General features: G+C 62.7%; 25 protein-coding genes and 1 pseudogene. 14 read left to right on the top strand and 12 right to left on the bottom strand.

Annotation, left to right across the window (positions count from 1 at the left end):
• Positions 1-478 precede the first annotated feature (478 nt).
• The 4 genes from FX984_RS05760 to FX984_RS05745 all read left to right on the top strand — a co-directional run bounded on the left by FX984_RS05760 (position 479) and on the right by FX984_RS05745 (position 5047).
• Complete coding sequence (locus FX984_RS05760) at positions 479-2479, top strand: ribonucleoside triphosphate reductase (protein WP_027607169.1); 2001 nt, start codon at positions 479-481, stop codon at positions 2477-2479.
• Positions 2480-2510: 31 nt separating this feature from the next.
• Entirely contained in the window at positions 2511-2666 is a 156-nt protein-coding gene (gene nrdD / locus FX984_RS32940) for an anaerobic ribonucleoside-triphosphate reductase (RefSeq protein ID WP_049712898.1), read from the top strand.
• Entirely contained in the window at positions 2663-3358 is a 696-nt protein-coding gene (locus FX984_RS05750; RefSeq protein WP_043293716.1) for an anaerobic ribonucleoside-triphosphate reductase activating protein, read from the top strand. The genes nrdD and FX984_RS05750 overlap by 4 nt, the downstream gene beginning before the upstream one ends.
• 69 nt (positions 3359-3427) lie before the next feature.
• Positions 3428-5047, top strand: a complete 1620-nt coding sequence (locus tag FX984_RS05745; protein ID WP_027607166.1) for a methyl-accepting chemotaxis protein — start codon at positions 3428-3430, stop codon at positions 5045-5047.
• Positions 5048-5467: 420 nt separating this feature from the next.
• Here FX984_RS05745 and FX984_RS05740 read toward each other — a convergent pair whose 3' ends face one another.
• The 4 genes and pseudogenes from FX984_RS05740 to FX984_RS05725 form a co-directional block, all read right to left on the bottom strand.
• Entirely contained in the window at positions 5468-6823 is a 1356-nt protein-coding gene (locus FX984_RS05740) for a 4Fe-4S binding protein (protein WP_027607165.1), read from the bottom strand.
• Positions 6820-7659, bottom strand: coding sequence for an FTR1 family iron permease (locus FX984_RS05735; protein WP_146478372.1), 840 nt, complete (start codon positions 7657-7659; stop codon positions 6820-6822). Before FX984_RS05735 ends, FX984_RS05740 begins: the two co-directional genes overlap by 4 nt.
• Positions 7660-7687: 28 nt before the next feature.
• Positions 7688-7879: pseudogene (locus FX984_RS05730) on the bottom strand (cupredoxin domain-containing protein); the annotation flags it as partial.
• Positions 7879-8409 carry an iron transporter gene (locus FX984_RS05725; RefSeq protein WP_146478370.1) on the bottom strand — a complete coding sequence of 177 codons (531 nt, stop codon included), beginning with the start codon at positions 8407-8409 and terminating at the stop codon, positions 7879-7881. The gene FX984_RS05725 and the pseudogene FX984_RS05730, both read right to left, overlap by 1 nt.
• A 179-nt stretch (positions 8410-8588) precedes the next feature.
• Between FX984_RS05725 and FX984_RS05720 the strand changes: the two genes are divergently transcribed.
• Complete coding sequence (locus FX984_RS05720) at positions 8589-8798, top strand: DUF3079 domain-containing protein (RefSeq protein WP_146478369.1); 210 nt, start codon at positions 8589-8591, stop codon at positions 8796-8798.
• On the opposite strand, the gene FX984_RS05715 is transcribed toward FX984_RS05720, so the two are convergent.
• Together FX984_RS05715 and FX984_RS05710 are read right to left on the bottom strand one after the other, a co-directional pair.
• Entirely contained in the window at positions 8787-9065 is a 279-nt protein-coding gene (locus FX984_RS05715) for a hypothetical protein (RefSeq protein ID WP_092357289.1), read from the bottom strand. The two genes, FX984_RS05720 and FX984_RS05715, sit on opposite strands and share 12 nt — an antisense overlap.
• 68 nt (positions 9066-9133) lie before the next feature.
• Positions 9134-9610 (bottom strand): PA2171 family ribosome-binding persister protein, encoded by a 477-nt coding sequence (locus FX984_RS05710; RefSeq protein WP_027607159.1) that lies wholly within the window; start codon positions 9608-9610, stop codon positions 9134-9136.
• A 256-nt stretch (positions 9611-9866) separates the two neighbouring features.
• Between FX984_RS05710 and FX984_RS05705 the strand changes: the two genes are divergently transcribed.
• Positions 9867-10073, top strand: a complete 207-nt coding sequence (locus FX984_RS05705) for a PLD nuclease N-terminal domain-containing protein (protein WP_027607158.1) — start codon at positions 9867-9869, stop codon at positions 10071-10073.
• Between the two features lie 62 nt (positions 10074-10135).
• Here FX984_RS05705 and FX984_RS05700 read toward each other — a convergent pair whose 3' ends face one another.
• Entirely contained in the window at positions 10136-10696 is a 561-nt protein-coding gene (locus FX984_RS05700; RefSeq protein WP_146478368.1) for a type 1 glutamine amidotransferase domain-containing protein, read from the bottom strand.
• 296 nt (positions 10697-10992) lie between these two features.
• Here FX984_RS05700 and FX984_RS05695 point away from each other — a divergent pair, with 296 nt between their 5' ends.
• Positions 10993-11427, top strand: coding sequence for a hypothetical protein (locus FX984_RS05695; protein ID WP_027607156.1), 435 nt, complete (start codon positions 10993-10995; stop codon positions 11425-11427).
• Between the two features lie 168 nt (positions 11428-11595).
• On the opposite strand, the gene FX984_RS32395 is transcribed toward FX984_RS05695, so the two are convergent.
• Both FX984_RS32395 and FX984_RS05690 read right to left on the bottom strand, forming a co-directional pair.
• Positions 11596-11751, bottom strand: a complete 156-nt coding sequence (locus FX984_RS32395) for a hypothetical protein (RefSeq protein WP_175472311.1) — start codon at positions 11749-11751, stop codon at positions 11596-11598.
• Between the two features lie 14 nt (positions 11752-11765).
• Positions 11766-12551, bottom strand: a complete 786-nt coding sequence (locus FX984_RS05690) for a DeoR/GlpR family DNA-binding transcription regulator (RefSeq protein WP_146478367.1) — start codon at positions 12549-12551, stop codon at positions 11766-11768.
• 121 nt (positions 12552-12672) lie between these two features.
• Here FX984_RS05690 and FX984_RS05685 point away from each other — a divergent pair, with 121 nt between their 5' ends.
• Positions 12673-13830 (top strand): alpha-hydroxy acid oxidase, encoded by a 1158-nt coding sequence (locus FX984_RS05685; protein WP_146478366.1) that lies wholly within the window; start codon positions 12673-12675, stop codon positions 13828-13830.
• Positions 13831-14025: 195 nt separating this feature from the next.
• Here FX984_RS05685 and FX984_RS05680 read toward each other — a convergent pair whose 3' ends face one another.
• On the bottom strand, positions 14026-14952 hold the full coding sequence (locus FX984_RS05680; RefSeq protein ID WP_027607153.1) for an alpha/beta hydrolase: 927 nt from the start codon (positions 14950-14952) through the stop codon (positions 14026-14028).
• 164 nt (positions 14953-15116) lie between these two features.
• On the opposite strand from FX984_RS05680, the gene FX984_RS05675 reads away from it, so the two are divergent.
• The 5 genes from FX984_RS05675 (at position 15117) to FX984_RS05655 (ending at position 19979) form a co-directional block, all read left to right on the top strand.
• Positions 15117-15704, top strand: a complete 588-nt coding sequence (locus FX984_RS05675) for an NUDIX domain-containing protein (RefSeq protein WP_027607152.1) — start codon at positions 15117-15119, stop codon at positions 15702-15704.
• 106 nt (positions 15705-15810) lie between these two features.
• Positions 15811-16401 carry an antibiotic biosynthesis monooxygenase gene (locus FX984_RS05670; RefSeq protein WP_146478365.1) on the top strand — a complete coding sequence of 197 codons (591 nt, stop codon included), beginning with the start codon at positions 15811-15813 and terminating at the stop codon, positions 16399-16401.
• Positions 16398-18236: an amidohydrolase gene (locus FX984_RS05665; protein ID WP_027607150.1), complete on the top strand. Its 1839-nt coding sequence runs from the start codon at positions 16398-16400 to the stop codon at positions 18234-18236. The genes FX984_RS05670 and FX984_RS05665 overlap by 4 nt, the downstream gene beginning before the upstream one ends.
• A gap of 27 nt (positions 18237-18263) precedes the next feature.
• Positions 18264-18881 carry an isochorismate family cysteine hydrolase YcaC gene (ycaC, locus tag FX984_RS05660; RefSeq protein WP_027607149.1) on the top strand — a complete coding sequence of 206 codons (618 nt, stop codon included), beginning with the start codon at positions 18264-18266 and terminating at the stop codon, positions 18879-18881.
• Positions 18882-19097: 216 nt separating this feature from the next.
• Positions 19098-19979 (top strand): LysR family transcriptional regulator, encoded by an 882-nt coding sequence (locus FX984_RS05655; RefSeq protein WP_146478364.1) that lies wholly within the window; start codon positions 19098-19100, stop codon positions 19977-19979.
• On the opposite strand, the gene FX984_RS05650 is transcribed toward FX984_RS05655, so the two are convergent.
• Both FX984_RS05650 and FX984_RS05645 read right to left on the bottom strand, forming a co-directional pair.
• On the bottom strand, positions 19966-21003 hold the full coding sequence (locus FX984_RS05650; protein WP_027607147.1) for an AraC family transcriptional regulator: 1038 nt from the start codon (positions 21001-21003) through the stop codon (positions 19966-19968). The two genes, FX984_RS05655 and FX984_RS05650, sit on opposite strands and share 14 nt — an antisense overlap.
• 1 nt (position 21004) lies before the next feature.
• Positions 21005-21919 (bottom strand): GGDEF domain-containing protein, encoded by a 915-nt coding sequence (locus tag FX984_RS05645; protein ID WP_065941920.1) that lies wholly within the window; start codon positions 21917-21919, stop codon positions 21005-21007.
• Positions 21920-22370: 451 nt separating this feature from the next.
• On the opposite strand from FX984_RS05645, the gene FX984_RS05640 reads away from it, so the two are divergent.
• Positions 22371-24884 (top strand): TonB-dependent receptor, encoded by a 2514-nt coding sequence (locus FX984_RS05640; protein WP_146478363.1) that lies wholly within the window; start codon positions 22371-22373, stop codon positions 24882-24884.
• Positions 24885-24898 lie beyond the last annotated feature (14 nt).

Genomic DNA, 24898 nt, shown 5'->3' with positions numbered 1-24898 from the left:
TCGGGGGCTAGCCCCCTCCCACATTTGGATCTCCACATATCAGCTAGAACTCGGTCTGCTTTTGCTCTGCTTTTGCTCTGGCTTTTGATCTTGATCCTAGGCGCCCCGTCAAACACGCTGGCCGAACGCAGGCTTGAATCCGTGGGTAACCCGGCAGGACGCCGGGTTAGCCGTCCTGGGCCAAGGATGGCCCATGACGGCGGCCCACGGATTCAAGCCGGAGTGAGGGCACACCGAGCCTAGGCGAGGTGCCGAGTGTTGGGGCAAGAGCCCTTTTGGTTACTTTTGGGGCTCTTTTCCAAAAGTGACCCGCCGTAAGGGCGGAACCCTAAGCCGCCGTTACCTAAATAACGGATATGTACCCAATCAAAAAACCTTGACCCCGATCAAGGGACCCCCACCCCATTCTCCGTAACCTCACTGCATATTGTGTCTGTAAACCTAAAAATATCTACATGTAGTGCCTGGAGCCCGGAAAATGCAAAACACGCTCACCCCGCTGGTCAGCACCCGCCTACACAAACGCGACGGCAGCCTGGTCCCCTTCAACGCCGAAAAAATCCACCACGCCCTGACCGCCGCCGGTACCGCCACCGGCGAGTACCAGGAGGCCGACGTCGACCTGTTACTGGGCGCTGTCCTGGCCCGCCTGAGGGGCATCGAACACCTGGACGTCGAACAAATCCAGGACAGCGTCGAACGCGTGCTGATGGACGCCGGCTACTTCCTCTCCATGCGCGCCTATATCGTCTACCGCGAACAACACGGCCGCCTGCGCCGCGACCGCAAGACCCTGGTGGAAGTCGCCACCTCGATGAACGAATACCTCGACCGCGAAGACTGGCGTGTGCAAGCCAATGCCAACCAGGGCTATTCCCTGGGCGGGCTGGTGTTGAACGTGTCGGGCAAGGTCACCGCCAACTATTGGCTCGACGAGGTCTACAGCCAGCAGATCGGCCGTGCGCACCGTGAGGCGGATCTGCATATCCATGACCTGGACATGCTCGCCGGGTATTGCGCCGGCTGGTCGCTGCGGTCGCTGTTGCACGAAGGCCTCAATGGCGTGCCGGGCCGTGTCGAAGCCGGGCCGCCCAAGCACTTGAGCAGCGCCCTGGGGCAGATGGTCAATTTCCTCGGCACCCTGCAAAACGAATGGGCCGGCGCCCAGGCGTTCAGCTCGTTCGATACCTACCTGGCGCCCTATGTGCGCAAGGATCAACTGAGTTACGCCGAGGTGCGCCAGGCGGTGCAGGAGTTCATCTACAACCTCAACGTGCCGTCGCGCTGGGGCACCCAGACGCCGTTTACCAACCTGACCTTCGACTGGGTGTGCCCGGAAGATCTGCGCGAGCAGGTACCGGTGATCGGCGGTGAGGAAATGCCGTTTGCCTATGGCGACCTGCAAGCGGAAATGGAGCTGATCAACCGCGCCTATATCGAAGTGATGCAGGCCGGCGATGCCAAGGGCCGGGTCTTCACCTTCCCGATTCCCACCTACAACATCACCCACGATTTCCCCTGGGACAGCGAGAACGCCGACCGTCTGTTCGAGATGACCGCGCGCTACGGCCTGCCGTATTTCCAGAACTTCCTCAATTCCGATATGCAACCCAACCAGGTGCGCTCGATGTGCTGCCGCCTGCAACTGGACGTGCGCGAGCTGCTCAAGCGCGGCGGTGGGTTGTTCGGTTCGGCGGAGCAGACCGGCAGCCTCGGCGTGGTGACGATCAACTGCGCGCGCCTCGGTTACCTGTTCAAGGGCGACACCTCGGGCCTGTTGCAACGCCTGGACAGCCTGATGGACATGGCCATGGAAAGCCTGGAGGTCAAGCGCAAGGTGATCCAGCACCATATGGACGCCGGCTTGTACCCCTACACCAAGCGTTACCTCGGCACCCTGCGCAATCACTTCTCCACCATCGGCCTCAACGGCATGCACGAGATGCTGCGCAATTTCACCGGCGACGAGCAGGGCATGCACACCGAGGAAGGCCGCGCATTTGCCCTCAAGTTGCTCGACCATGTGCGTGCCACTTTGCTGCGCTTCCAGGAAGACACCGGCCACCTCTACAACCTCGAAGCCACCCCGGCGGAAGGCACCACCTACCGCTTCGCCAAGGAAGACCGCAAGCGCTACCCGGACATCCTGCAGGCCGGCAGCGACGTCGCGCCGTACTACACCAACTCCTCGCAACTGCCGGTGGGCTTTACCCAGGACCCCTTCGAAGCCCTGGAGCTGCAAGACGAACTGCAATGCAAATACACAGGCGGCACCGTGTTGCACCTGTACATGGCCGAGCAGATTTCCTCGGCCCAGGCCTGCAAGCAGCTGGTGCGCAAGGCGTTGGGACGTTTCCGCCTGCCGTACCTGACGATCACCCCGACGTTCTCGATCTGCCCGGTGCACGGTTACCTCGCCGGTGAGCATGAGTTCTGTCCCAAGTGCGATGAAGTGCTGGCCCTTGCCGCTGCGCACTGAACCGATCTTCCAACCCGCAAGGAGATTCACCATGCAAGCATCCCAGCCACAACGTCAGCGCTGCGAAGTCTGGACCCGGGTGATGGGCTATCACCGGCCCGTGTCGGCGTTCAATCCCGGCAAACAATCCGAGCACAAGGAGCGGGTGCATTTCACTGAAACGGCCGCCGTGGCCGGGCGCCAATGAGTCGAGCGCTACGGGTCGGGGGCCTGGTGCCCCTGACCACCCTCGACTACCCCGGCATGCTCGCCTGTGTGCTGTTTTGCCAGGGCTGTGCCTGGCGCTGTCGTTACTGCCACAACCCGGACCTGATCCCGCCGCGCGGTAGCACGGAGGTGGATTGGCGCCGGGTGTTGCTGTTCTTGCAGCGGCGCAAGGACTTGCTCGACGCCGTGGTGTTCAGCGGCGGCGAGCCGACCTTGCAGGAAGGCTTGCCGGCGGCCATGGATGAAGTGCGGGCGATGGGCTTTCGTGTCGGCCTGCACAGCGCCGGGATCAAGCCGGCAGGGTTTGCCAATGCGTTGCGGCATGCCGATTGGGTCGGCTTTGACGTCAAGGCGCTGGCCGAGGATTGCCAGTCGATTACCCAGGTCAGGAACAGCGGTGCCGCCAACTGGCGCAGCCTCGACACCCTGTTGGCCAGCGGCGTCGAGTACGAGTGCCGCACCACGGTGCATTGGCATTTGATCGACCCGCCTCGGTTGCTGTTGCTGGCCCAGCGTTTGCAAGCGAATGGCGTGCAACGCTTTGCGGTGCAAATGGTGCGCACGGCCAGCATGCTCGATGCGCAATTGTCGAGTTCTCCGCCACAGGCTGCCTTGCCGGAGTTATGGAGCCGATTGCGCGAGTTGTTTCCTGCCTTTGTATTGCGAGGGTGATCGGCGCCCTCAAGCGGATTTTTATAGATGCTGCCCATGACGGGCAGGTGTTCATCAGGGACTATCACAATGAAGCAATTAACCACGGCACAACGCATTGTCATCGGCTTCGCGATTGCGCCGCTGGCGCTGGTCGGCTTGGTGTTTTACGCCCTTCACGACCTGGCGACCCTCAAGCAGCAGTCCGAGCAGATCGTGCAGCAGGACTGGCCCAGAATTGCGCCGATCATGGTGATCGCCACCGGGGTGCGCGATAACGGGCGCAACACCCGCGACCTGCTGATCGACCAGGACAACCAACAGGCCCAGGCCTCCATCGGCACCACGCGCGAGCGCATCACCCAGGCGTTCGCCACCCTCGAACCGCTGCTCGACACCGCCGAAGGCAAGGCCGCCTATGCCACCTTGAAAACCCACCGCGAAGCCTACGTGGCGGCCTTCACCCAGGTGCAGGCGCTGATCCGGCAAGGCGCGCGCGAGCAGGGCCTGGCCCAGCTCAAACAGCAGGTGATCCCGGCCGAGCTTGAGGTGTTCAAGAGCCTGGATGCGCTGATGGCCATGCAGGGGCGGTTGTTCGCCGAGCGTCAGCAGGCGGCGCAAACCCTGTATGACGAGGCACGACGCACCATGCTCGGGTTGTTCCTGCTGTGCCTGGCCCTGGTGGTGGTGGCGGCGGTGATCGTCACGCGCAGCGTTACCCGCCCGCTGGGCGGCGAGCCGGATGAAGTGGCGCGGGTGTTGAGCCATATCGCCGAGGGCGACCTGACCCTCGAGGTGCCGTTGGGCAACAGTATCGACGGCAGTGTGATGCGCAATCTGCACCAGATGCAGCAGAGCCTCAACCAGATGGTCCGCCATATCGCCGCGTCGGTGGACGGCGTTGCCAGCTCGTCGGAAGAGTTGAGCGCGGTCAGCGGCCAGACCAGCAGCAGCCTGCAGTTGCAGGGCCAGGAAATCGAACAGGCCGCCACGGCGGTGAACGAAATGACCGCCGCCGTCGACGAGGTGGCACGCAATGCCGTGAGCACCAGCGAAGCCTCGCGCCTGTCGGAGCAGACCGCCCAGCGTGGACAGGCGCAGGTGCAGGAAACCGTGGCGTCGATCAATACCTTGGCCACCGGTGTGGTGGAAACCTCGGAGCGTATCCAGCAGTTGGCCGGCCGTGTGCAAGACATCAGCAGCGTGCTCGAAGTGATCCGCAGCATTGCCGACCAGACCAACCTGCTGGCGTTGAACGCGGCCATCGAAGCGGCCCGCGCCGGGGAAGCCGGACGCGGGTTTGCGGTGGTCGCCGATGAAGTGCGCGCGTTGGCCCATCGCACCCAGGTCTCGACCCAGGAGATCGAGCAGATGATCGGCAATATCCGCCAGGACACCGAACACGCCGTGGCCGCCATGCACAGCAGCAGCGAGCGGGTACAGGCGACCTTGAGCGTGGCGCAACGTTCGGGAGAAGCGCTGGACGAGATCACCCGGTCGATCTCGCAGATCAACGAACGCAATATGATGATTGCCAGCGCCACCGAAGAGCAGGCGCTGGTGGCGCGGGAAGTGGATCGCAACCTGGTGGGCATTCGCAACTTGTCCCAGCAGGTGTTGCAGGGCGCGATACACACCGAGACGGCCGGGCACGACCTGGCCGGGATGGCGGGGACGCTGCATCAGACGGTGGCGCGGTTCAAGGTGTAACTTCGGCTGGTGCGGTCAGGGGGCTTGTTTCCGTGGCGGCCTTCGGGCCGACCATGTCGTTGGATTTGATTGAGTACATATCCGTTGCTGCGGTCACGGCCACTTAGGGTTCCGCTCTTACAGCGGGTCACTTTTGGAAGAGCGCCAAAAGTAACCAAAAAACGCTTCGCCCCAACACTCGGCACCTCGCCTAGGCTCGGTGTGCCCTCACTCCGGCTTTGGCCAGCGTGTTTGACGGGGCGATTTGAGATCAAAAGCCAAAGCGCGGCGGCCTTAGAGCCGACCGGAGTTGTGTCTGGTGTACTGGGTTAAAAATGTGGGAGGGGGCTTGCCCCCGATAGCGGTGAGTCAGTCAACCCAAGTATCACTGACCCACCCTCATCGGGGGCAAGCCCCCTCCCACATTTGGATCGGTGTGCATCAGCCAGCCCATCCCCAGAACTGCAACCACCAGCCATAGCCCACCAGGCCGTTGCTCAGCAGTACGCACAACCACCCGAGGCAACGGCGCCGGATTCCAAGCCCCTGGAGCTGTCGCCACCCCAACCACAAGCACCAGCCAATCGCCGCGCTCAACACCAGTGCACGAGCCGGTTGCACCCACGCCAATGCCAACCCTTCATAGCGCAACAACTTCACCGTCGTCGCCGACAGCCCCAGGAACAGCCCTGCACCACCCAGGGGCGTGAGTGTCAGCGCCAGGGGCCGAAACAGTGCGCGATCGCCGGCCACAGACGCGGCCAGGCGCAGCAGCAGCCAGCAGCCACCGCCGAGCAGCAGTGCGCTGCCAGCCAGGTACAGCAGGATGCACAGGCCATCGAGCCAGCTGAAGCTGTCGTTGAGTGGCGGGTAGTGGGTGAGCAGCCACCACGGCGCGTTGTCTTGCAACGGCCACAGCCAGTCGCGGCTCACCAGCCATTCGGCGAGTGTCTGTTTCAGCGCGATAAACCACGGGCTCAAGGTCCATTGGAACGCGCCCATGGCCAGGCCGATCACGCCAAACAGCAGCAGGCGCGCATCCCACGGCGAGCCGGGTTGACGCGGCGCCTGGAGAATCTCCTGGTTGCAGGAGCGGGCGATCAGTTGCACCGCGCCGCGTTGCCCGCTGCAACGGCCACAGGCGTGGCAGTCGCTGGCGCCCTGCAGGCGGCGGATGTCCAGGAGTGGCGCGCAGTTGGGCAGCGGCAGGCGCGGGGCGTGGTTGGCTTTCCAGCGTTGTTCATCCACGGCGAAATGCACCGGCGCCAGGCGGGCGAGCAGGGCGAACACGCCGCTGACCGGACACAGGTAGCGGCACCACACGCGCTTGCCGCGCACGAACAACAGGCCGACCGCCACCGCCGCCAACGTCGAGCCGCCGAGGATCAGCAATGCTGCCTGGGCGTAGTCGTACACGCTGATCAATTGGCCGTAGAGCGTGGTGAGGCAAAAGCCCAGGGTCGGCCAGCCGCCCCAACGCAGCCAGCGCGGTATGCCCAGGCCACGCCCGTGCTGGCTGGCCCACTCGCTCAGCGAACCCTCCGGGCACAGCACGCCACACCACAGGCGCCCGAACAGCACCATCGACAGCAACACGAACGGCCACCAGATCCCCCAGAAGATAAATTGCGCCAGCAGCGTCAGGTTGTTCACCATGCGCGCCTGGCTATCCGGCAACGGCAGCGCGGCGGGCAGTACCAGCAGCACGGCATACGCCAGCACCACCGCCCATTGCATGGCACGGATCAGCCGGGCATGGCGGCGCATGCCATCGCCCAGTTGCTGCAGCCAGCTCATGCCGCGTGCCGGGCGCGACGCAAGCCGTTGCCCACCCACAGCCAGTAGCCGAGCAGTACCAACACGGTGATAAGGCTGGGGGCCGCGCGGTAGCCGGTAAAGTCGGCCAGCAGTGCGCCGAGGCCATGGCTGTCACTGAGCAGTGCGCTGCTGTCCCAGCGGCTTTCACCGAAGGCGGCGTAGACCCACTCGGGCATGTCCATGTCCAGCAGTTGCCCGCTGATGCGGTCCACTGCCGCGATCAGCAAGGCCCCGCCAAGCAGCAACAGCAGCGCCTCGCTGAGGGCGAAAAACAGTGACCAGGAGATAAAGCGCCGACTGCCGCGCAACACCAGGACCGTGAGCCCCGCCAGTGCCAGGCCGAGCAGGCCGCCGACGGCGAACAGGCCTTGCGCCTCATCGTGCAGGCGCGCCCCGGCGCCATACAAAAACACCACGGTTTCACTGCCTTCGCGGCTCACCGCCAGCAGCGCCAGTAACAACACGCCCCAGCCGCCCTGGCGCGCCAGGCGCTCGTCGGCCTCGCGTACCAGGCTGTGTTTGAGCGTGGCCGCGTTGCGGTGCATCCAGAACACCATCTGCACCATCAAGCCGCTGGCCAACAGGGTCAGCGCCGCTTGCAGCCACTCGCCCTGTGGGCCGGTCATGGCGTCGCCGGCCCACAGCATCAAACCGGCCAGCCCGGTCGAACACAGCAACCCCAGCACCACCCCGGCCCAGAGGAAACGGGCCAGCTGCACATGGCCGGCCTGGCGGCTGATCCAGGCCTGCAGGATACCGATCACCAGCAGGGCCTCGACGCTTTCACGCCAGACAATAAACATCGATTGATTCATCAACGGCTCCTATTCGGCGAGGATGCTACGGCGTGCTTTCGAATTCGGCCGGGCCTTGGCCGATGTTCTTGAGCACGATCTTGAAGCGCTCATCGGCCTTGACCACCAGTTGTGGCGGGTCGAAGTGGCCGTCCTGCAGGCTCAACGCATAGGTGGGCAACGGCGCCGCCACTGCCGCGCCGCTTAGCAGCAGGCCGCCCAGCAACAGAGCGCGGCGCATCAATAGCCGCCTTTTTTGCCGATGCCGGCGTAGACGAATTCATAGTGCACGTCGCAGCGTTCGAACCACGGGGCGACCCCGGTTTCCTTGTCGGTATGACGGCCCAGGGAGTGGTGGCCGGTGGGCGGCAATACGCTGAAGGTGAGGGTGTATTTGCCGGGGCCTTGCAGCTTGACGTTATCGCCGTAGTGCGGCCCGTCGTTGGCGACCATGGCGTGGAAGTCGCCGCTGATGGGGGTGTCGCTGCCTGTTTTCTTCAGGGTGAAAGACAGGTTGAGGTAGGGCACGAAACTGCCTTCCTGAAACCCTTGGGCGTTGTCCGCCGTGGCGCGCACATCGGCTTCCAGGTGCACATCGGAATCCGCCGTGGCGCGCATCATGCCGGCGGGTGCCATCTCGATCGGTTGCAGGTACACCGCGCCGATTTCCAGGCCCGGACAGTGTTGCGGTTCGCCGATGGGGTACTCCTTGGCAACTGCCACGGAGGTACTCAGCAGCAGGGCAAGGCACAGCAAAGAAGGGGTACGCATGGAGGCTTCCTGAGGGGTGTGGAGAGAGAACCCGAGTCTAGGAAGGTCAGCAGTAAATAATAATGATTCTTGTCAAGTTCCGAGGATATTTCATCTTGGCCAGGCTTGATGCCGGTCAAGGTTGTACAGGCTGTATGGGGGTAGGTTGCAGGGAGTGTTCGTCGCCAGGGAGTCGACTCATGGCCAAGCCTTTCCCGCTGCACCCCAAGCATCCCGAACGTATCTGTTGGGGCTGTGACCGCTACTGCGCGGCCGCCGACCTAGCGTGCGGCAATGGCGCCGACCGCACCATGCACCCGGCCGAGATGATCGGGGATGACTGGTACGAGCATGGCGACTGGGGGCTGGCGCCCGAGCCGCCGGTGGCGGATGAGCCCTCAGCTGCCTGAGCGGGGTTTTTCCTTGCCGTCTTTAGGGGTGTCAGCCGGCCTGGCGGGTTTGCTCGGCGGTTTGGCGGTGTCCTTGGTTTTTTTGTCGCTGTCCGAGGGGCTGCTGGGGTAAGTCCCCGGTGGCAGGGCGGAGCCGGCGGCGCTGTCGCCACTCAAGGCGTTGGCGGCAGGTTCCGGGTTATCGCCAAAGGCGGCGAGGGCGGGGCCGGCGAGCAGGGCCGACAGGCCGACGATAAGCACAATCCGTTGGGACGATCTGGTCTTCATGACGCTATCCCCTATCGTGTGGATGTATCAGGAGCCTGGATGAATTCCAGGCTCCGGTCCTGCCTCGATCAAGCCGCCATCGGCTTGCTCGATTGCGACTTTTTATGCGCCGCTTTCATGGCTTCCATTTCGGCGCCCAACTCTTCAAGCAATGCCTTGCCCAGCAGCTTTTTGGCCTGGGGGAACATCTCGGTTTCCTCTTCTTCGATATGGTGCTCCAGCAGTTCCTTGACCACTTTGACGCGGCCGGAAAACTCGGTGGTCGAAGGTTCGGTTTGCTTCAGGTCGGGCAGCACCAGGGCGTCAACGGTGCGGTGCTCTTCCTTGGCCTCGTGGTACATGATGTCCTGTTCCTTGCCGCCGGCCTTTCTGAACGCCGGGTAGAGGATTTCTTCTTCCAGCCTGGTGTGCAGGCTGATTTCCGCTTCCAGCTTGGCCAGCAGCTCGGTGCGCTTTTTCACCCCGCGTTCGGTGGACTCACTCAATTGAGTCAACAGGGCCTTTACGCGTTCGTGGTCGGCTTTGAGCAGGTCAATGGCATTCATCGGTGACACCTCACGGGAAACTCAGGGCGCGTCGATATGCACGCCTCGTCCCGTGCAGTGGTGCATCAGGCGTACCAACTTGAGTGTTTTTAAATTGGCCTTTCAATTCAATTGGTTGAAGAGGATTGCAGAGAGCGCCTGTCGTGCAGGTTGCATGGTCGGCCTGGGACCACGTTGCATTCCACCACCCAGGAAAATTTAAATGAACCCTCGCGGCCGATGCTTGAACTAACGTATACGACCTAGGAGGTGAAGCATGGAAATTCAATATATCTGGATTGCGTTGGCGGTGATTCTGCTGCTGTTGGAATTGTGGGCGATCAATATCGTATTGCGCAGCACCAGTGGCTGGGAGACCAAGGGCTTATGGCTGGTGATCCTGATCTTCGTACCGCTGGTGGGCTTGATTGCATGGGCCATGTTCGGACCCAAGCGGGAGATGCCGGAACAGCGTAAAAGCTGAGTGGCAGGGGTAACGCAAAACAGGCGCCGAAAGGCGCCTGTTTTGCGTTCAACGTTGGCGGTTCAACCAGCGACAGCCTGGGCAATCGCCTCGTTGAAAGCAGGCAGATCGTCCGGTGTACGCGAGGTGATCAAGGTCCAGCCATTGGCCTGGCATTGCTTGACTTCGGTATCGACCCACCCGGCCGCGCCAGCGTTTTCCAGGTCGATGCGCACGCTTTTATACGAGGTCAGGGTCTTGCCCTTGATCACGCCGGCGTCGATCAGCGTCCATGGGCCGTGACAGATCGCCGCGATGGTTTTACCGGCTTGGGCAAAGTCCTTGATCAGGCGCAGCGCCGCCGCGTCCTGGCGCAGGGTATCGGCATTGACGGTACCGCCAGGGATTACAAGGGCGTCAAAGTCGCTGCTGGCCACGTCCGACAGCTGCACGTCGGATTCCACGGTTTTGTCCTTCTCGGTGTCGCCGACAAAGGTCTGGGTGGAGCCGCCTTTGCTGGACGCGTGGGTCACCGTGGCGCCATGGCCGCGCAGTGCTTCCAGGGGCTTGAGCAGTTCGTCGCGCTCAATGCCGGTGTTGGAGGTGATGACCAGAATCTTCTTGCCGTTAAGGTGTGAGCTCATGATCGAGTGTCTCCTGAGGGGGGATGATTGAAGCGGCGATATGGGAGAGTGGATCGAGTCCGGGCGGCAAAGGTTTAAATTAATTTGCGCTTTTTTCGTGGGCGGTTGGTGCGGGCAATTTCCTTGAACTATCGAAACTCACCGGCCTCTGCTGCATAAGTGCCCGGCGCTTTCGCGGGCCTTCAACTGCCAGGAGATTTCACTGTGACCGCCACCTCGATCAAGGACACCGAACGCCAGGCCGACGCCATCAACGAACGGGCGGATGATGCCGAGCGCAAGCTGGGGCACTGAGCATGGCCAAGGCTATTTCAGCGGCTGAACTGGGCATCGATCTCAAGCCTGGGGATGACGCCAGCCTGTTCAAGTGGCTTGTCGCCAGCTTCCTGATGGGCAAGCGCATCCAGGCACCGATTGCCGCCCAGGCCTACAAGGTGATCGTTGAAGAAGAGGGGCGCGATACGGCGCGCAAGCTGCAACATTGCACCTCCAAGGAATTGGTGGCGATGTTGGGGCGTGCCCACTACGTGCGGTACGACGAAAGCACCGCACAGCGCCTGCTGGACCTGAGTGCCAAGCTGAACGCCGAATACGCCGGCAAGATCAGCCATATCCGCAGTGCCAGCGAAAACCGCCAGGCGTTCGAACAGCGCCTGGGTGAATTTGACGGCGTGGGGCCCAAGACCATCGAGATTTTCATGCGCGATGCGGCCAAGGTGCTGTCGTGGTGAGCGGGCTTGTTGTGGCTAGTGAGCTTGTTGTGGTGAGCAAGCTTTTTTTGTAGTGAGCAGGCTTTTTGTGGTGAGCGGGCTTGCCCCGCGCTGGGCTGCGAAGCGGCCCTAAAACCAGTCACCGCGTTCAGGCAGGCAGGATAATGGCGGTGGCCTTATGAGGGGCCGCTACGCGCCCCAGCGCGGGGCAAGCCCGCTCACCACAGCAAGCCCGCTCACCACAAAAAGCCTGCTCACCACAACAAGCCCGCTCACCATAAAAAAAAGCTTGCCCACCACAAAAAGTCCGCGGGCCACAACAAAGCCTGCCAGCCACACCGCCATTTGATGCCCGGTACTTACTCGACCTCCACCCGCAACACCTCCAACCCTAACTGCTCATACGCCTCCACACTCGGCACATGCCACTCGGTGATCAACGTGTGAATACGGTTGCACGGCGCCACCACAAACGGTTCCACCGCACCCAGTTTGTCGGCCATGGTCACCGCCACCACATGGGAGGCGCTGTCGAGCAGGGCCTGCTTGACCGCGACTTCATCAAAATGCAGCGAGCTGATGCCCACTTGCGGATGCAGTGCGCACACCCCGGTAAACAGCAGGTCGGCCTTGATGCCCTGGATCAGGCGCACCGCCTCGTGACCGCTGGTGGACAAGGTGGCCGGGTTGAGTTGGCCGCCGGCAAGTATCACTTTTACATCGCGGTGGTCGGCCAGGGCGATGGCGATCATCGGTGATGGCGTGACCACCGTGAGGCGGATCGAGTGCGGTAATGACTGGGCGATCTGCAAGGTGGTGGAGCCGGAATCGAACAGCACGATCTGGCCGTCTTGCACCTGGCCGGCGGCGAGTTGCGCAAGTTGACGCTTGGCTTCATTGGTCTCGCCGACGCGGGTGAAGAAGTCCTTGCCGGTGTCCTTGGGCCGGGGCAGGGCGCCACCGTGCACGCGCTGCAACAGGCCGGCGGCGGCGAGTTCGCCGAGGTCGCGGCGGATGGTGTCCTGGGACACGGCGAAGTGGTCCACCAGCTCCGAGGCAGTGACTTTGCCGTCGCGTTCCAGCAGTAACAGGATCTTTTGTTTGCGCAGGGAAGGCAGGTCGATAGCGTGATGGGTGTTGTGCATGTTTGTGCGCTTTTTTGCGGGTTTGTGCGAGATTAATCTGCAGTCGATATAAACGCAATGGCTGGTTGCCCACCCGTGGGGCGGTTACTCTCTGCGCTCAGTTCAGGGAGAGGTGACCTAGATGTCGTTGATTACAACCATCGAAGATTTACGCAAGCTGGCGCAAAAGCGGGTGCCACGGATGTTCTACGATTACGCCGATTCCGGGTCCTGGACTGAAAGCACCTACCGCGCCAATGAAAGCGATTTTGCCCGGATCAAATTCCGCCAGCGCGTGGCGCGCAATATCGATGAACGTTCGATCCGCGCCACCATGCTCGGCCAGGACATGGCCATGCCCGTTGCCTTGGCCCCCACCGGCCTGGCGGGCATGCAGCATGCCGATGGCGAGATTCTTACCGCCCGCGCCGCCGCCGCGTTTGGCCTGCGCTATACCTTGTCGACCATGAGTATCTGTTCGCTGGAGGACATCGCCGAACAGGTCGGGAAGCCGTTCTGGTTCCAGCTGTATGTGATGCGCGACCGTGGCTTTGTCGAGCAATTGATCGAACGTGCCAAGGCGGCCGGCGTGGATGCACTGGTGCTGACCCTGGACCTGCAGATCCTCGGGCAACGCCACAAGGACTTGATCAACGGCCTGTCGGCACCGCCCAGGCTGACCTTGCCGAACCTCCTCAACATGGCCACCAAGCCGCGCTGGGTGATGGGCATGCTTGGCACCCAACGGCGTGGCTTCGGCAATATCGTCGGGCATGTGAAGGGCGTCGCGGACATGCGGTCGCTGTCGTCGTGGACCGCCCAGCAATTCGACCCGCGCCTGAGCTGGGACGATGTGGAATGGATCAAGCAGTGCTGGGGCGGCAAGCTGATCATCAAGGGCATCCTCGATGTGGAAGACGCGCGCCTGGCCGCCAATTCCGGTGCCGATGCACTGGTGGTGAGCAACCACGGTGGCCGCCAGTTGGATGGTGCGCCGTCGAGCATCAGCCAGTTGCCGGCGATTGTCGAAGCGGTGGGCGAACGCATTGAGGTGTGGCTCGATGGCGGCATTCGCTCCGGCCAGGACGTGCTCAAGGCGATGGCACTCGGCGCCAAGGGCACCATGATCGGTCGCCCGCATTTGTATGGTCTGGGCGCGATGGGCGAAGCAGGGGTGACCAAGGCACTCGAGATCATCGCCCGTGAATTGGACGTGTCGATGGCGCTGTGTGGCTATAACGATATACGCGATGTGAATCGCGAGATTCTGCTGCCGGGTACATTTCCAGAAACCGTTTAATCAGCAAAAAAATCGTAAAAAAATAAAAAGAGTTGTCCACGAAAACCGTGGGTATCTCTGTGGATAACTTTGCGAACGCCCGGCAGGGTTGGCGATTTAACCAAAGGTTAATATTTGATCAACTGCCGGCGAGGGCCAGTATGGGCAGGGTTTGCGCTTGACAGCCAAGCGCGAACCCAGTGCCGAAAAACGGATTTATGACTCGTTGTCACGGCCGGTTGTGTGGGTGACAACCTGGGCGGGCATCTTCGCTTGCATCAGGTTGTCGAGTGCCTGGCGATAGCTGCGACCGGCCAGGCTCATGCTGTTGTTGTGGCTGGCACCCGGCACCAACAAGAGGCGCTTGGGTTGCCGGGCCGCTTCAAATAGTTGCTCGCTGAAACGGGGCGGCACATAGCGATCATCCAGGCCATGCACCACCAGCAATGGCATATGGATATCGGCGATCTTGTCGATGGAGTCGAACTTCTGCGACAGCAACCAACGCACCGGCAGCGAGGTGTTGGCCACCGCCGTGGCCACATCGGCCAGGGAGGTGAAGGTGGACTCGATCACCAGCCCACGTACCGGCAGTGGCGTTTGCTTGCCCAGTTCGGCGGCCAGGTCGATGGCTACCGCGCCGCCGAGGGAGTGCCCGTAGATCAGGCGCTTGCCGGGGTCCGGCTGCAGCACCTGGAAGCGTTCCCAGGCGATGCGCGCGTCTTCGTAGACCGTGGTTTCCGAGGGCAGCTCGCCGTGGCTCTGGCCAAAACCGCGATAGTCGATGGCCAGCACCGAGTAACCCAGGGCGTGCAACTGCTCGATGCGAAACAGCTGCCCGGTGAGGTTCCAGCGTACGCCATGCAGGTAGAGGATCGCCGGTGCGTCCTTGTTGGCTGCCGGGTACCACCAGCCATGAATGTTCTGCCCCGATTTGAAACTGGCGGGCTTGAGCTCGAATTCCTGCACCGCCTTGGGCAAGCCGCTGTACCAACTGGCGGTGCCGGGTTCGATGCGAAACACCAGTTCGCGCTCCTTGTGTTGCAGCACCGCGCAGCCCACGGGCAGGCCGACGATCAACAGTGCCATGCACAGCAGGGGAAACCAGCGCAGGCTCAGGCGCGATAGAAAACGAGAGGGCATGGAGATTCCAGGACAAAGGTGAAGCTGGGGTTTTACCAGATGGCCTGCACAGGCAGGTATAAATTCGACGGCCGCGCAGGGGGATTGCTTGCAAAGTGTTACAGCATTTGACGCCATTGATGCCAGCGCGACATGCTCGTGCTCTTTTGAGCAAAGGCCTGACCATGGACAACAGCCCCGTTCGCATCACCGCCGAAGAAACCCTCTCGGACAACTGGTACCTGCTGAAAAAATACAGCTTCGACCTGCGTCGCCGCGACGGCAGTTGGCAAGCCCAGACCCGCGAGGTGTATGACCGCGGCAATGGCGCGACCATCCTGTTGTACAACCGCGAGCAACGCACCGTGTTGCTGATTCGCCAGTTCCGCATGCCCACCTTCGTCAATGACTACCACGGCTATCTGATTGAAGCGGCGGCGGGGTTGCTGGACAACGCCAGCCCCGAAGAGCGCATTCGCCTGGAGGCCGAGGAAGAGACCGGCTACCGCGTCGGCCATGTAGAGAAGATCTATGCGGCGTTCATGAGCCCGGGGTCGGTCACCGAGCGGATTCACTTTTTTCTCGGCGAGTACCAGCCGGGGGACCGGGTCGGCCATGGCGGCGGCCTGGAAGAGGAGGGCGAGGACATCGAGGTGCTGGAGCTGGGTTTCGAGCAGGCACTGGCCATGGTGCAGAGCGGCGAGATCGCCGACGGCAAGACCATCATGCTGTTGCAGCACCTGGAGTTGCGCATGTTGAAAGAAGGCTGGTGAGCCCTTTCCAGCCATCCCCCTTAAACAGCACGTACATGCAATTTTCCTGACGCTGTCCTCGGCAAACTCCCCTCATCGCTGACATTTCAAGGCAGAGGGGCATCCCATGGACCCAGCACCACAGACAGGGCCCGACGAAGTCGTCACCCTGGTCGTCAAACACCTGATCAAGCCAGGCCGCGAAGCCGACTACGAAGCCTGGCTGCGCCGCACCGTACGCATCGCCGGCGAGCGTCCCGGCCACCTCGGTGTGGATGTGGTGCGCAGCAAACAGAGCGGCCTGGCGCTGTTCACCTGCGTATTGCGCTACCGCTCTACCGATGACCTGGAAACCTGGCTCAATTCCCCCGAGCGCAACACCCTGATCGCCGAAGCCGCGCCGATGCTGGCCGACGGCGACAAGACCGAAATCGGTGCGCTCAACGAGTTCTGGTTCACGCCCCTGGCCGACAGCGCCGCCAAGCCGCCGCGCTGGAAACAGGCGGTGGTGACCCTGTGCGTGATCCTGCCGCTGACCCTGCTGGTGCCGATCGTGTGGGCCCCGATCCTCGGCCTGCACCCGTTTCTCTCCAACTACGTGGTCGCGACCTTCCTGGTCACCGTGACCATCGTCCTGCTGGTGGTCTACCTGCTGATGCCGGCCGCCACCCGCCTGTTCGCTCCCTGGCTTGAAGCCTCTGTAAAGGAAACCCTATGAACGCCGATCTGATTCTGTTCAATGGCCAGTTCCACACCGTGGACCGGGAAAACCCGCGGGCAACCGCCGTTGCCATCCGCGAGGGGCGCTTCGTTGCCGTCGGCACCGATGGCGAGGCCATGGCCCTGCGTGGCAGCGGCACCCAGGTCATCGACCTCAAGGGCCGCACCGTGATCCCCGGTCTCAATGACTCGCACCTGCACCTGATCCGTGGCGGGCTGAACTACAACCTCGAGCTGCGCTGGGAAGGCGTGCCGTCCCTGGCCGATGCCCTGCGCATGCTCAAGGAGCAGGCCGACCGTACCCCGACGCCGCAATGGGTGCGGGTGGTCGGTGGCTGGAACGAATTCCAGTTCGCCGAAAAACGCATGCCGACCCTGGAAGAACTCAACCAGGCCGCACCGGACACCCCGGTGTTCGTGCTGCACCTGTATGACCGTGCCTTGCTCAACCGCGCCGCCTTGCGCGTGGCCGGCTACACCAAGGACACGCCGAACCCGCCGGGCGGCGAGATCGTGCGCGACAGCCACGGCAACCCCACCGGCATGCTGGTGGCGCGACCCAACGCGATGATCCTCTACTCGACCCTGGCCAAAGGCCCGAAACTGCCGCTGGAATACCAGGTCAACTCCACCCGCCAGTTCATGCGTGAACTCAATCGTCTCGGCCTGACCAGCGCCATCGATGCCGGCGGTGGTTTCCAGAACTACCCCGATGACTACGCGGTGATCGAGCAACTGGCCAAGGATGAGCAACTGACGGTACGCATCGCCTACAACCTGTTCACCCAGAAGCCCAAGGAAGAACTCAGCGACTTCAAGAACTGGACCGGCAGCGTCACCCTGCATCAGGGCGATGACTACCTGCGCCACAACGGCGCCGGTGAAATGCTGGTGTTCTCGGCCGCCGACTTCGAAGACTTCCTCGAACCCCGTCCCGACCTGCCGCTGACCATGGAGCAGGAGCTGGAACCGGTGGTGCGTCACCTGGTGGAGCAGCGCTGGCCGTTCCGCCTGCATGCCACCTATGACGAGTCCATCTCGCGCATGCTTGACGTGTTCGAGAAGGTCAACCGCGACATCCCGTTCAATGGCTTGCCGTGGTTCTTCGACCATGCCGAAACCATCACGCCGAAGAATATCGAGCGAGTCCGCGCCCTCGGGGGTGGTATCGCGATCCAGGACCGCATGGCGTTCCAGGGCGAATACTTTGTCGAGCGCTACGGTGCCAAGGCCGCCGAAGCCACGCCACCGATCAAGCGCATGCTGGCCGAAGGCGTGCCGGTAGGGGCGGGCACCGATGCCACGCGGGTGTCGAGCTACAACCCGTGGACTTCGCTGTACTGGATGGTCAGCGGCCGCACCGTCGGTGGCCTGGAGCTGCACGCCGAAGGCCTGCCGCGCCTGACCGCGCTGGAACTGTTCACCCATGGCAGCGCCTGGTTCTCGTCCGAGCAGGGCAAGAAAGGCCAGATCAAGGTCGGCCAACTGGCGGACGTGGCGGCGCTGTCGGCGGACTTTTTCAGCGTCGATGAAGAAGCCATCAAGTGGATCGAATCGGTGCTCACCGTGGTTGGCGGCAAGGTGGTCTACGGCGCCGGCGACTTCGAAGACTTTGCACCGCCACGCGTACCGGTGCTGCCGGACTGGTCGCCGGTGGTCAAGGTGCCGGGGCACTGGCGCCCGAGTTCGCCTGTGCAGGCTCAAGTACACCAATGCAGCGGCCCGTGCGGCGTGCATTCCCACAGCCACGAAAAGGCGCGCCTTTCCAGCGTGCCGGTCAGCGACTTCCAGGGTTTCTGGGGGGCGTTTGGCTGCTCGTGCTTTGCGTTCTGATACCTAAACCCACAAAGGAGTTAACCCATGACTTACAAGCGCTTGAACAAAGATGACGCCGTGGTGCTGTTGGTGGATCACCAGACCGGCCTGATCTCCCTGGTGCAGGATTTCTCCCCCAACGAATTCAAGAACAACGTACTGGCCCTGGCCGATGTGGCGAAGTTCTTCAACCTGCCGACCATCCTCACCACCAGTTTTGAAGGCGGTCCCAACGGCCCACTGGTGCCGGAACTCAAGGCACTGTTCCCGGACGCGCCGTACATCGCCCGTCCTGGCCAGATCAACGCCTGGGACAACGAAGATTTCGTCAAGGCGGTCAAGGCTACCGGCCGCAAGCAGATCATCATTGCCGGTGTGGTGACGGACGTGTGCGTAGCGTTCCCGACCCTGTGCGCCCTCGACGAAGGCTTCGAGGTGTTCGTGGTCACCGACGCCTCCGGCACCTTCAACGAAACTGTGCAACAAGCCGCCTGGGCCCGTATGACCGCCGCCGGTGCCCAACTGGTCAACTGGTTCGCCGTGGCCTGCGAGCTGCAAGTGGACTGGCGCAACGACATGGAAGGCCTGGCCAACCTGCTGTCGCCGCGCATCCCCAACTACCGCAACCTGATGAACAGCTACTCGGCGTTTACGGCCAAGTAACCGGTTTTCAAGCCTGTCGGTAATCCCCTGTGGGAGGGGGCTTGCTGTGGTGAGGGGGCTTGTCCCCCGATGGGTTCACTGAGGAATCCGGTGGGTCTGCTTCGCAGACCAGCGCGGGACAAGCCCGCTCACCACAGCAAGCCCCCTCCCACATTTGATTTGTGGTGTGGCGACCATCCAGTTATAAAACAGCCCATCGTCTACCGAGAAGCGACAATGAACCCCTTCGAAGACATGCGCCTGTTCTGCCAGGTCATGGAATCCGGCAGCTTCACCGCCGCCGCCGAACAATTGGGCCTGTCCAAGCAATTCGTCAGCCGCCGCCTGATCCAGCTGGAAGATCGCCTTGGCGTGCGCCTGCTCAACCGCTCCACGCGCCGCCTGGATGTCACGCCCCTGGGCCAGAGTTACTACGAGTCCGCCTTGCGCCTGCTCGGTGACGTCGAGCAAGTGGAGCAGGGCATCGCCGGCCAGAACAGTGAACCGCGCGGCACCATTCGCCTGAGTGCGCCGTTGTCGTTCGCCATGGCGCACCTGGGTTGCCTGTTGCCGTTGTTCCTGCAGCGCCATCCCCAGGTGTCGGTGGAAGTTGACCTCAGCGACCGCCCGGTGGACCTCATCGGTGAGGGCTACGACCTGGTGCTGCGCATCGGCACCCTGGAAGATTCCACCCTCATCGCTCGGCGTATCGCCAGCATCGAGCGCGTGTATTGCGCCAGCCCCGAGTACCTGGCACTGCGCGGTACGCCGCTTAAACCCGAAGACCTCGCCGAACACGACTGCCTGCCCTACGGCCATGGCCGCCAGGTGCAATGGCGCTTCAAAGGCAAGCTGCAAGCACTGAATGTCACCGGCCGTATGCGCGTGAATAACGGCGAGTTGCTGCGCGATACCGCCGTCGCCGGCCTGGGCGTCACCTACCTGCCGACCTTCATCGTCGGCGACGCGTTGAAGGACGGCCGGCTGGTCACGCTCCTCGATGATTTTGCCCCCGAAGCCCTGACCCTGTCGGCGGTGTATCCCCAGCACCGGCAAAGCTCACGGCCGGTGCAGGCGCTGGTGGAGTTTCTGCGCGAACGCCTGGCTAGCGGCTGTTGAACAGCTGGCGGATCAGGTTCGGCGTGCTGCCGGTCCAGCGCTTGAATGAGCGCCGGAAGTTCGCCGCATCGTTGAAATTCAGGTACGCCGCCACCTCATCATTGCTGTAGCCCTTGACCTGGTAAAGGTGCAACGCCACCTGCTTGCGCACCCGGTCCACCTGCTGTTGAAAACCGGTGTCGTGCTTGTGCAGCTTGCGCTTGAGGGTCGCCGGGCTCATGGCGAAGGCCTGGGCCGCCTGTTCCAGGCTGGGCGGCTGGCGCACCTGGTCGCGCAGGTACTCGTAGAGGCAGTCGAGAAAGCTGCCGGCAAAGCCCAGCTGCTCGATCTGCTCGCGGGCTTGGCGGCGCGCCACCTGGCCGGCCGTGGCCGAGGCGCCCGGCCAGGTGCGGGTGAGGTATTCGCGCGGGATCGTCATCATGTCCAGCGGGCGCTCGAAGCGCGTGTCCTCGCCCAGGTGCACCCAGTACTGTTCGATGTAGCGCGGTTCGGCATGGCTGAAACTGCACGCCCACGGCAGGCGCTCGCCGCTGAGCCATTGGCTCATGGCAACCAGCGAGGTCATGCTGGCTTCCAGCAGGAAACGCCAGTGCTCGCCGGCGCCGCAACTGTCCAGCCAGTACAGGTAGGCGTGGTGCTCATCCAGCTCCAGTTGCAGGCTGGCCAACGGGCTGAGCAGCACCTGTTGCTGGATCAGGATCTCCAGGGCCTGGTGCAGGTTCTGCGCATGGCCAAGGGCGTGGCTGGCGGCACCGTAATAGCCCGGTAGCAGGCGCTGGCCAAACAGGAAACTGCTGTCGTCGGCGTCCAGTAACTTGCGGCTGTTGCCGATCAAGCCGAAAAACTGCTGCGGGCTCAAGTGCGCGGTGCCGGCCAGGATGTCCTCGTGAAACAGCCCGGTGCCGCGCAGCAGGCGATGGCTGTCGATGTCGCGGGACAAGGCCAGGTCGATCAGCGTGGCGGGTTGGTAATGCCCTGGAATGAAGCGGCTGTCGGCTTCATACCAGCTGGTTTTGACGGCCATCTCAGGCACTTTTCGCAAGGGGTTGCTTGGCCCTGGCCAAGGCCAGGTTCAGGCGCTTGAGCAAATCCTGGGGCGGTTCTTCAAGGGCCATGACCACGGCGGTGGTCGCCGCCAGTTGCAGGCGTTCGCCCTGTTGCCGGGTCTTGTGGGCCAGGCCGCGCACCGCTTGCTGCAACTCCAGCGCCAGCTCCTTGGCCTGGCGTTCGCCGGTGTTGGGCAGCAGCACCACAAAACGGTCGCCGGCCAGGCGGCACACCAGGTCCTGGCGGCGCAGGTTGAGCAGCAGCAAATGGCTGAGGGCCTGCAACACCGCGTCGCCTTCGGCATGCCCGTAGGCCTGGTTGATGGCGGCGAAGTTGTCCAGGTCCAGGGCCAGCAGCGACAGCGGTTGTTGCTGCTCGCGGCTGTCCTGCAGGCTGTCGGCCAGCTGGCGCTTGAGGTAGTCGGCGCCGGCCAGCGGCGTGAGTTTGTCGAACAGTCGATGTTCACGGAACAAGCGCTCGCGCTTTTCCATCTGTGCGCTGATCGCCAGTTGTTCGCGGTGCCAGTGGTAGATGCCGATGGTCAGCAGGATCATGCCCACCGGCATCGGCCCGGACTCGAGCCAATGGTCCCAGGTGATGCTGTCGGGCAGGCGGATAAATTCGTCGAGGCTGTCGATCCACCAGGAGAAAAAGATGCACGACAGGCCCAGCGCCAGGTAATTGGTGACGCGCCCGGCGGGGCGGCTCTTGAGCACCAGGCCCAGCCATACCAGGGCGAGCAGGGCGGAACCGCCTTCGCCGAAGATATCCAGCCACACCCATTCGCTGACGCTTTTCAACTCGCCGCAGGCCAGGTGCAGGATCAGCCCGAGGTTGGCCGCGATCAGCAGCAACGAGAGTTTCCAGCGGTGGGGCTTGAGCACGGAAAACATGGCCGCAGGTCCTTGGGCAAATGAGTGGTGGGCGCCAGCACAGCAGATGGATGTGACCGTTGGATGACGGTGGAGGAGGGTCGAATCAGCTCAGCTCAAACACACTGGCGATCAAAAAATGTGGGAGGAGCTTGCTGTGGTGAGCAGGCTAGCTGTGGTGAGCAGGCTTGCTGTGGTGAGCGGGCTTGCCCCGCGCTGGTCTGCGAAGCAGGCCCCCCGTATCCTCAGTGAACCCGTCGGGGGACAAGCCCCTTCACCACAGCAAGCCCCCTCCCACATTCGATCTACTGAGGTCATTTCAGCTCATTTCAAACCGGAAATCGGCTAAACCCCCCGGTTTATGGGCCTGCCACAGACCTACTGTCACAGAACCGTCATCCCCCACCCCTAGCGTGCCCTCCCAGTTGCCGGGCCCCTTGCCTGGCGCCAACGGATTCTTGGGGAGGATTGCATGTACAAGCGCACCGGGCTCGTCAGCTTTACGCTTACCGCCTTGGCCCTGGCGATGGCCAGTGAACGGTTGAGCGCCGCCGAAGCGAGCGCCACCGAGCACGTCGAGGTGGTCGGCCAGGCGGCCGCCATCGACCAGGCGCTCAAGGAGCAACGCAGCGCAGACAGCATCAAGAGCGTGGTGCATGCCGACGGCGTGGCCCAGTTGCCGGATCAGAACGTCGCCGAAGCGGCGCAGCGCCTGCCGGGCATCAGTGTGGAGCGCGACCAGGGCGAAGGGCGTTTTGTCAGCGTGCGCGGCCTGGGCCCGGACCTCAACAGCGTCACCATCAACGGCACCCTGGTGCCCGCCCCGGAAAGCGCGCGCCGCGCCGTGGCCCTCGATGTGCTGCCCTCGGAACTGGTGCAGTCGCTGTCGGTGATCAAGACCCTAACCCCGGACATGGACGCCAATTCCCTCGGCGGCACCGTCGATGTGCAAAGCCTCTCGGCCTTCGACCATAAAGGTTTGTTCTACACCGGCAGCAGCGAAGCCAGCTACGACAAGAATACCCACCAGACCAGCCCGAAATTCTCCGGCGCCGCCAGTAACCGTTTCAGCCTCGGCGACGGCATCGACAACTTCGGCGTCGCTGCGGCGCTGAGCTGGCAAAAGCGCGATTTCGGCTCGGACAACGTCGAAACCGGCGGCGCCTGGGACTTCACCGACGGCGCCCGGCTCAACGAGTTCGAACAGCGCGACTACGACATCAGCCGCGAGCGTGCCGGCGGTGGCCTGAACTTCGACTACAAGCCCGACGACCTCAGCAGCTACTACCTGCGCACCCTCTACAGCCGCTACACCGACACCGAAACCCGCAACTCCACCAGCATCGAGTTTGCCGACCCCCAGGCCCCGGGCCAACTGGGTGATGCCGAGGGCAAGCGCAAGCTGAAAAACCGTGAGGAAACCCAGGAAATCCAATCCTATGTATTCGGCGGCGAACGCATGCTCGGCCTGTGGACCTTAAGCGGCCAGGCCGGCTACAGCCAGTCCAGCGAAGACAGCCCGGCGCATATCGCCGGCGCCACCTTCGACGGCGGTGACTTTGCCAACAGCGGTTTCTACGACAAGGACAAACCCCGCCCGATCATCGGCAGCGGCTTCTACAACGCCAGCAACTTCAGTCTCGACAAGGTCGACTGGGAAAAACAGAACACCCAGGACACCGAGAAAAACCTGCGCCTGGACCTGGCCCGCGACTATGACCTGAGCGGCTATGCGTCCCAGGTCAAGTTCGGCGGCAAGGTCAGCCGCCGCAACAAGGACAACGACCTGGAGGCCTGGGTCTACGAAGACTTCGACACCCTCGGTTTCAGCGCCGACCAACTCAACCTCACCCGGTTCCAGAAGGGCAGCGTCGACTATCGCCTGGGCAACTACGGCCCCGGCATCAGCCCCAGCGCCATCAAGCAGCTGATCGGCAGCCTCAACCCGGCGGATTTCTATGACGAGACCGAATCGCGGGTCAACGACTTCACCATCCGCGAGGACATCAACGCCGGCTACCTGATGAACACCCTCGACATCGACGACTGGCGCTTTATCGCCGGGCTGCGCTACGAGGGCACCGAGTTCGAAGCCAAGGGCACCGGCGCCACCGATGGCGTGTTCACGCCCACCGAGATCCAGCGCCGCTATCACCATTGGTTGCCGGGCCTGCATGCGCGCTACCAGATCGACAAGAACACCCAGGTGCGCGCGGCCTGGACCAAGTCGGTGGTGCGCCCGACGTTCGGCCAGCTGGCGCCGGGTTTTGTGATCGACGATGACGAAGCCACCTTCGGCAACCCGGACCTCAAGCCCCTGGAATCGAGCAACCTTGACCTGGGTATCGAGCACTTCATGGGCCGCGCCGGGACCGTGTCGGCATTCGTGTTCTACAAGGACATCAAGAATTTCGTCTACAACACCGACCTTGCCGGTACCGGCGCCTGGACCAATTTTTCCGAGGCTCACACCTACGCCAACGGCGACAGCGCCAAGCTCTATGGCCTGGAACTGGCCTACTCACAGAAGTTCGACTGGCTGCCCGCACCGTGGAACGGTTTGCTGATCGGCGCCAACAGCACCTTCAGCCGCTCCAGCGCCGATATCGAAGGCTTCGACGCCGCCAGCGGCACGAATCGCAAGCGCAACATCAGCCTGCCCAACCAGTCGGACACCGTCGGCAACCTGATGCTCGGCTGGGAGGACGACAAGCTCAGCCTGCGCCTGTCGGCCAACTACAAGTCGGCCTACCTGTATGAACTGGCCTCGATCAACGACAAGGCCCACGACCTGCACGTCGACGCGCAGACCTTCGTCGACTTCAGCGCGCGTTACTCGCTGACCAAGAACCTGCAAGTCAGCTTCGAAGCCCAGAACCTCACCGATGAGTCGTACTTCGTCTACACCGGCCACCGCAGCTACAACGGCCAATACGAAGAGTACGGCCCCACCTACAAAGTGGGCCTGACCTTCACCCATTTTTGAATTCAACACATTTG

The organism is Pseudomonas marginalis (genome assembly GCF_008692035.1).
Lineage (GTDB): Bacteria > Pseudomonadota > Gammaproteobacteria > Pseudomonadales > Pseudomonadaceae > Aquipseudomonas > Aquipseudomonas marginalis.
Note: the sequence above shows the minus strand (reverse complement) of the source record. Positions and strands in the feature narration are given on the sequence as shown.

What these genes read in the sequence shown, in the direction of transcription:
- FX984_RS05690 (WP_146478367.1), bottom strand. Translation starts at nt 12,551, where the DNA reads ATGCACAACACCCATCACGCTATCGACCTGCCTTCCCTGCGCAAACAA.
- FX984_RS32395 (WP_175472311.1), bottom strand. Translation starts at nt 11,751, where the DNA reads ATGGCGGTGTGGCTGGCAGGCTTTGTTGTGGCCCGCGGACTTTTTGTG.
- FX984_RS05705 (WP_027607158.1), top strand. Translation starts at nt 9,867, where the DNA reads ATGGAAATTCAATATATCTGGATTGCGTTGGCGGTGATTCTGCTGCTG.
- FX984_RS05655 (WP_146478364.1), top strand. Translation starts at nt 19,098, where the DNA reads ATGAACCCCTTCGAAGACATGCGCCTGTTCTGCCAGGTCATGGAATCC.
- FX984_RS05670 (WP_146478365.1), top strand. Translation starts at nt 15,811, where the DNA reads ATGGACCCAGCACCACAGACAGGGCCCGACGAAGTCGTCACCCTGGTC.
- FX984_RS05675 (WP_027607152.1), top strand. Translation starts at nt 15,117, where the DNA reads ATGGACAACAGCCCCGTTCGCATCACCGCCGAAGAAACCCTCTCGGAC.
- FX984_RS05680 (WP_027607153.1), bottom strand. Translation starts at nt 14,952, where the DNA reads ATGCCCTCTCGTTTTCTATCGCGCCTGAGCCTGCGCTGGTTTCCCCTG.
- FX984_RS05700 (WP_146478368.1), bottom strand. Translation starts at nt 10,696, where the DNA reads ATGAGCTCACACCTTAACGGCAAGAAGATTCTGGTCATCACCTCCAAC.
- FX984_RS05645 (WP_065941920.1), bottom strand. Translation starts at nt 21,919, where the DNA reads ATGTTTTCCGTGCTCAAGCCCCACCGCTGGAAACTCTCGTTGCTGCTG.
- nrdD (WP_049712898.1), top strand. Translation starts at nt 2,511, where the DNA reads ATGCAAGCATCCCAGCCACAACGTCAGCGCTGCGAAGTCTGGACCCGG.
- FX984_RS05640 (WP_146478363.1), top strand. Translation starts at nt 22,371, where the DNA reads ATGTACAAGCGCACCGGGCTCGTCAGCTTTACGCTTACCGCCTTGGCC.
- ycaC (WP_027607149.1), top strand. Translation starts at nt 18,264, where the DNA reads ATGACTTACAAGCGCTTGAACAAAGATGACGCCGTGGTGCTGTTGGTG.
- FX984_RS05760 (WP_027607169.1), top strand. Translation starts at nt 479, where the DNA reads ATGCAAAACACGCTCACCCCGCTGGTCAGCACCCGCCTACACAAACGC.
- FX984_RS05740 (WP_027607165.1), bottom strand. Translation starts at nt 6,823, where the DNA reads ATGAGCTGGCTGCAGCAACTGGGCGATGGCATGCGCCGCCATGCCCGG.
- FX984_RS05725 (WP_146478370.1), bottom strand. Translation starts at nt 8,409, where the DNA reads ATGCGTACCCCTTCTTTGCTGTGCCTTGCCCTGCTGCTGAGTACCTCC.
- FX984_RS05665 (WP_027607150.1), top strand. Translation starts at nt 16,398, where the DNA reads ATGAACGCCGATCTGATTCTGTTCAATGGCCAGTTCCACACCGTGGAC.
- FX984_RS05695 (WP_027607156.1), top strand. Translation starts at nt 10,993, where the DNA reads ATGGCCAAGGCTATTTCAGCGGCTGAACTGGGCATCGATCTCAAGCCT.
- FX984_RS05750 (WP_043293716.1), top strand. Translation starts at nt 2,663, where the DNA reads ATGAGTCGAGCGCTACGGGTCGGGGGCCTGGTGCCCCTGACCACCCTC.
- FX984_RS05745 (WP_027607166.1), top strand. Translation starts at nt 3,428, where the DNA reads ATGAAGCAATTAACCACGGCACAACGCATTGTCATCGGCTTCGCGATT.
- FX984_RS05715 (WP_092357289.1), bottom strand. Translation starts at nt 9,065, where the DNA reads ATGAAGACCAGATCGTCCCAACGGATTGTGCTTATCGTCGGCCTGTCG.
- FX984_RS05720 (WP_146478369.1), top strand. Translation starts at nt 8,589, where the DNA reads ATGGCCAAGCCTTTCCCGCTGCACCCCAAGCATCCCGAACGTATCTGT.
- FX984_RS05735 (WP_146478372.1), bottom strand. Translation starts at nt 7,659, where the DNA reads ATGAATCAATCGATGTTTATTGTCTGGCGTGAAAGCGTCGAGGCCCTG.
- FX984_RS05650 (WP_027607147.1), bottom strand. Translation starts at nt 21,003, where the DNA reads ATGGCCGTCAAAACCAGCTGGTATGAAGCCGACAGCCGCTTCATTCCA.
- FX984_RS05685 (WP_146478366.1), top strand. Translation starts at nt 12,673, where the DNA reads ATGTCGTTGATTACAACCATCGAAGATTTACGCAAGCTGGCGCAAAAG.
- FX984_RS05710 (WP_027607159.1), bottom strand. Translation starts at nt 9,610, where the DNA reads ATGAATGCCATTGACCTGCTCAAAGCCGACCACGAACGCGTAAAGGCC.